5 protein-coding genes and 1 pseudogene are annotated in these 4,031 nt (G+C 76.5%); 1 reads left to right on the forward strand and 5 read right to left on the reverse strand.

Going from position 1 to position 4,031, the window contains the following annotated elements; all coding sequences use genetic code 11:
* Positions 1 to 294, reverse strand: a pseudogene (locus G3I42_RS37365) (translation initiation factor IF-2); the annotation flags it as partial.
* Positions 278 to 832, reverse strand: a complete 555-nt coding sequence (locus G3I42_RS04125) for a sigma-70 family RNA polymerase sigma factor (protein ID WP_203606340.1) — start codon at positions 830 to 832, stop codon at positions 278 to 280. The pseudogene G3I42_RS37365 and the gene G3I42_RS04125, both read right to left, overlap by 17 nt.
* Before the next feature lie 98 nt (positions 833 to 930).
* Here G3I42_RS04125 and G3I42_RS04130 point away from each other — a divergent pair, with 98 nt between their 5' ends.
* Positions 931 to 1,833, forward strand: coding sequence for a virginiamycin B lyase (locus tag G3I42_RS04130; protein WP_164282475.1), 903 nt, complete (start codon positions 931 to 933; stop codon positions 1,831 to 1,833).
* A 39-nt stretch (positions 1,834 to 1,872) separates the two neighbouring features.
* Here the strand turns inward: G3I42_RS04130 and G3I42_RS04135 are convergent, their stop codons facing one another.
* The 3 genes from G3I42_RS04135 to G3I42_RS04145 all read right to left on the reverse strand — a co-directional run.
* Entirely contained in the window at positions 1,873 to 2,676 is an 804-nt protein-coding gene (locus G3I42_RS04135) for an SAM-dependent methyltransferase (RefSeq protein WP_164282476.1), read from the reverse strand.
* A gap of 122 nt (positions 2,677 to 2,798) precedes the next feature.
* Complete coding sequence (locus G3I42_RS04140; RefSeq protein ID WP_164282477.1) at positions 2,799 to 3,323, reverse strand: hypothetical protein; 525 nt, start codon at positions 3,321 to 3,323, stop codon at positions 2,799 to 2,801.
* A gap of 116 nt (positions 3,324 to 3,439) precedes the next feature.
* Positions 3,440 to 4,031: FAD-dependent oxidoreductase (locus G3I42_RS04145; protein WP_164282478.1), on the reverse strand; the 592-nt coding region annotated here is incomplete at its 5' end.

The raw sequence follows: 4,031 nt of genomic DNA on the forward strand, positions 1-4,031 counted from the left end.
GAGGCGGGGCGGGACGGGGCGGCCGGGGGTGAGGGCGCGGAGGGGGGCGGGGTCCTCGCGGGGCTGGGCGTTGGCCTGCGGCTCGGCGTCCAGGCGGGGGGAGGTCGCAGCGGGTACGGCGGCCGCCTCCGCCCGGGACTCCACTACCGGCCCCACGACAGGCTCCCCCGCAGCCTCCCCCGCCAACTCCCCCGCGATGAGCGCGAAGGCGCGGCGGAGGCGGGCCTCCTCGGAGGCCGTCGCGCCGGTCTCGGGGGAACGCCTCTGGTCGTCGTCGTCAGTCGGTCCGGTCACCGGAATCCCCCTCCGTCTCGCTCAGCAGGGCCCGCATACGGGCGGTGGCGGCGTGCAGCCGGCTCTTCACCGTGCCTTCGGGGACGCCGAGTTCGCGCGCGATGGCGGCGACCGGCAGGTCCACGTAGAAGCGGAGCACGAGCAGGTGCCGCTGCTCGGGCGTGAGGCGCGCGAGTGCTTCGGCGACGGTGAGTGCGAGCGTGCGGTCCTCGTCGAGCGGCCGTACGGCCTCCGGCCGCGCCCACCGCGCCGCGAGCCGGGCGCGCAGACCGTCCTCGCGCGCCCCGGCCCGGTGCCGGTCCACGGCGACGCGCGCGGCCACGACGCCGCTCCAGGCGGAGGGGTTGCGTATCCCGGGGCGCCCCGGATCGGCCTGCTGCTCAAGGAGTTTGAGCCGCACCTCCTGCACCCCGTCGTCCAACTCCCCCCACGGCACGCCCCCGAGCACGAGCACGGCCCGCACTCGTGACACGTCCACGTCCACGACCCCTGCCGGGGGCGGCTGTTCACCCCGTCCGAGCCCACGCCCTGCGGCCATTCCCCCACCCTCCACTGCGGCTGAGGCTTAGACGCGGGACGGGGGCGAAACGTTCGGGGGAGGTACGCTCGCCTCCCCCACCGAGCCCCGGAGGCTCCATGCGCCGCCCCCCACTCACCGCCTACGACGTCTCCTCGGGCGGCACCGGCCCGTACTCCCTCGCGACCGGATCGGGGCCGGACGGCGGGGCCTTGTGGTTCACGTACGCCGGGGACGGCCGGATCGGCCGCTTCGTGCCGGGCGGCGGCGGGCTCACGAGCTTCGCCCTCGCGCCGGACAGCCGCCCGACCGTGATCACCCCGGGGCCGGACGCGGCGCTGTGGTGCACGCTCAACGGCTCGGGCCGGATCGCGCGGATCTCGGGGGACGGCGAGGTGCGGGAGTACGCGCCGCCCACGGCGGACTCGGGCCCGTACGGGATCGCCACGGGCCCCGACGGCGCGCTGTGGTTCACCGAGATGACCCCCGGCCGGATCGGACGGCTCACGCCGGAGGGGGAGTTCGCCGAGTTCCCGCTGCCCGTCCCCGGCGCGTTCCCCTCGATGCTCGTCGCCGATCCCGCCCGCGAAGCGCTGTGGTGCACGCTCAACCAGGCGCACGCCGTGGCCCGCGTCGCGCTCGACGGCACGGTCACCACGCACCCCCTGCCGACACCGGGCGCCGCTCCGGTCGGCATCGCGTTGAGCCCGGACGGCTCGCTGTGGTGCGCCGAGATCGCCGCCGGGGCGCTCGCCCGCCTCGCCCCGGACGGCCGGATCACCGAACACCCGCTCCCGGACCGCGAAACGGCCCGGCCGCACGCGGTCACGGTCGCGCCGGACGGCACGGTGTGGTGCACGGCCTGGGGCACGGGCCGGGTCTGCGCCCTCGCCCCGGACGGAACGGTGCTCGCGTACGAACGACTCCCGGGCGAGGCGCCGGAACCGCACGGCATCACGACGGGTCCGGACGGCGCGGTGTGGACGGCGCTGGAGCGGGGCGAGCTGGTCCGGGTCGGCTGAACCGGCGCGCCCGGCCGCCCGGCTCCCGGTCCCCCCTTCTCACCCCTCCTTCCGCGCCACCGCGCACCACATCGGCAGCTCGTCGTTCGGGACGTCGTCCGCGCGCGGGCGCCAGCGGGTCAGGGGGACGACGCCGGGGTCGACCAGGGCGAGGCCGGCGGTGAACTCGCCCACCCGCTCGCGAGTGCGGGGGGTCGCCGCCGCGTGGTCGGCGGCGCGCTCGTTGTAGACGCGCATGGACTCGGCGACCTCGTCGGCGCCGATGTCGCTCGCGGGGTGCGAGAGCACGAGGTGGCTGCCGGGCGCGAGCGGCGCGAGGAGCCGCCGTACGACGTCCCAGGGGTCCTCCTCGTCGCGCAGGTACTGGAGCACCGCGATGAGCATGAGGCCCACGGGCTCGGTGAAGTCGAGCGTACGGGCGGCCTCTTCGAGGATCTTCTCGGGCTCGCGCAGATCGGCCTGCACGTAGTCGGTGGCGCCCTCGGCGGAGCTGACGAGGAGCGCGCGGGCGTGCGCGAGGACGACCGGGTCGTTGTCCACGTAGACGATCCGGGACGCGGGCGCGGCGCGCTGCGCGACCTCGTGCGTGTTGTCGGCGGCGGGGATGCCCGTACCGATGTCGAGGAACTGCCGGACGCCCCCCGCGACGAGGTGTTCGACGGCGCGGCCGAGGAAGGCGCGGTTGGCGCGGACCGAGGGGACGATGCCGGGATTGGCGCGGGCCGCGAGTTCCGCGGCCTCCTGGTCCACCGGGTAGTGGTCCTTGCCGCCGAGCCAGACGTTGTAGACGCGGGCCGGGTGGGCCGCGGTGGGGGCCGAGGAAAGGGGCGGACGGTCGCTCATGGCGGTCACCTCGTACGGAACGGCAGCGACACCGGGCCCGTACGCGCGCGAGCCCGGCGGGGGTCACCGCTCACCGTAACCGGCGGACCCGTGCGCGGCCCCGGACGAGCGGCCGCGAACGATCACCGCGTGCCCGGTCCGCGCACCGCCAGCGTGCTCACCGTGCCGTCGCCCCACACGGTCGTGTTCATGAGGAGGTGGCCGTCGCCCGCGAGGACGGTGAACTCCGGTACGTACCGCTCGGTGAAGAGTCCGGCCATCGCGCTCCTGAACTGCTCCACCTCGCTGCGGACGAAGTCCCACTCCTCGCCGAGCCGCACCCGCGCCCAGCCCCGGTGCGCCCCGTCGAGGCGCTCGCCCGGGGTGGCCGCGTAGTCCACCCCGAGGACGAACCCCTCCTCCGCGTCGAGGAGCCGGAACTCCTTCGCCATCCGGAACCAGCCCGCGTTGACGCGGTCGGCGAGGTCCGGCGCGTCCACGGCGGCGACCTCGTGGGCGCGCGCGTCGTGCCGTCCCTGGGCGGGCAGCGCGGACGCGGCCCCGCCCTCGGGCAGGGGCGGCATGGCCGGTTCGCCTCGTACGCGTGCGAGGAAGCGCAGCCCGGCGGGGGCGAGGAGCGCGGCCAGGTCCGTGTCGTTGAGGGGCACGAACCCGACCTTACGGGACCTTCGCACGCCGGACGGGGGAACGGCGGGACCGGCGGGACCGGTGCGCGGTCCGCGTGATCCGGCCATGCGCCTCCACCCCCCGGCCGGACACCGCCTCAGCCGCTGAACCCCTTCCGCGAGCCGAAGGCAGCCGCCCGCACGATGAGCTCCTTGCCCCGGGCCCCCGTCCGGCCCCCGAGGTGCGCGGCGCGCAGGGAGTCGTCGCGACGGGTGAACTGCATGACGCCGTCCGCTCGTCCGAGGCTCACGCAACGGCCCACGTACCGCAGCGGATACGGCTTCGGCTCGCGGCCCGCGAGGAGCCGGGCGAGGACGTCCACGGCGTGCGCGGCCTGCGGCCCGGCGGTCTGGCAGCCGAAGCGCGCGCCCGGCACGGCGGCGCAGTCGCCCACGGCGAAGATCCGCCCGTCGCTGACGCTGCGCAGGTACGGGTCGACCACGGCCCGGCCCGCGGCGTCCACCTCCAGGCCGCTGTCGGCGGCGAGCGGCGGCACCCCCGCGACGATCGCCCACAGCACGAGATCCCCGGGCAGCGCACCGCCCGAGCGCAGCCTGACCTCCCCGTCCGCCGCTCCGGGCCCGGCCCCGGCCCCCGTCACGACATCCTCGACGAGTTCGACGCGCAAGCGGCCGAGCGCGGCGAGCGCGCGGGCTCTGGCCTGCCCCGAGAGCATGTCGGCGATCCGC

The sequence above is a fragment of the Streptomyces sp. SID11385 genome (assembly GCF_010548245.1).
Classification (GTDB): Bacteria; Actinomycetota; Actinomycetes; order Streptomycetales; family Streptomycetaceae; genus Streptomyces.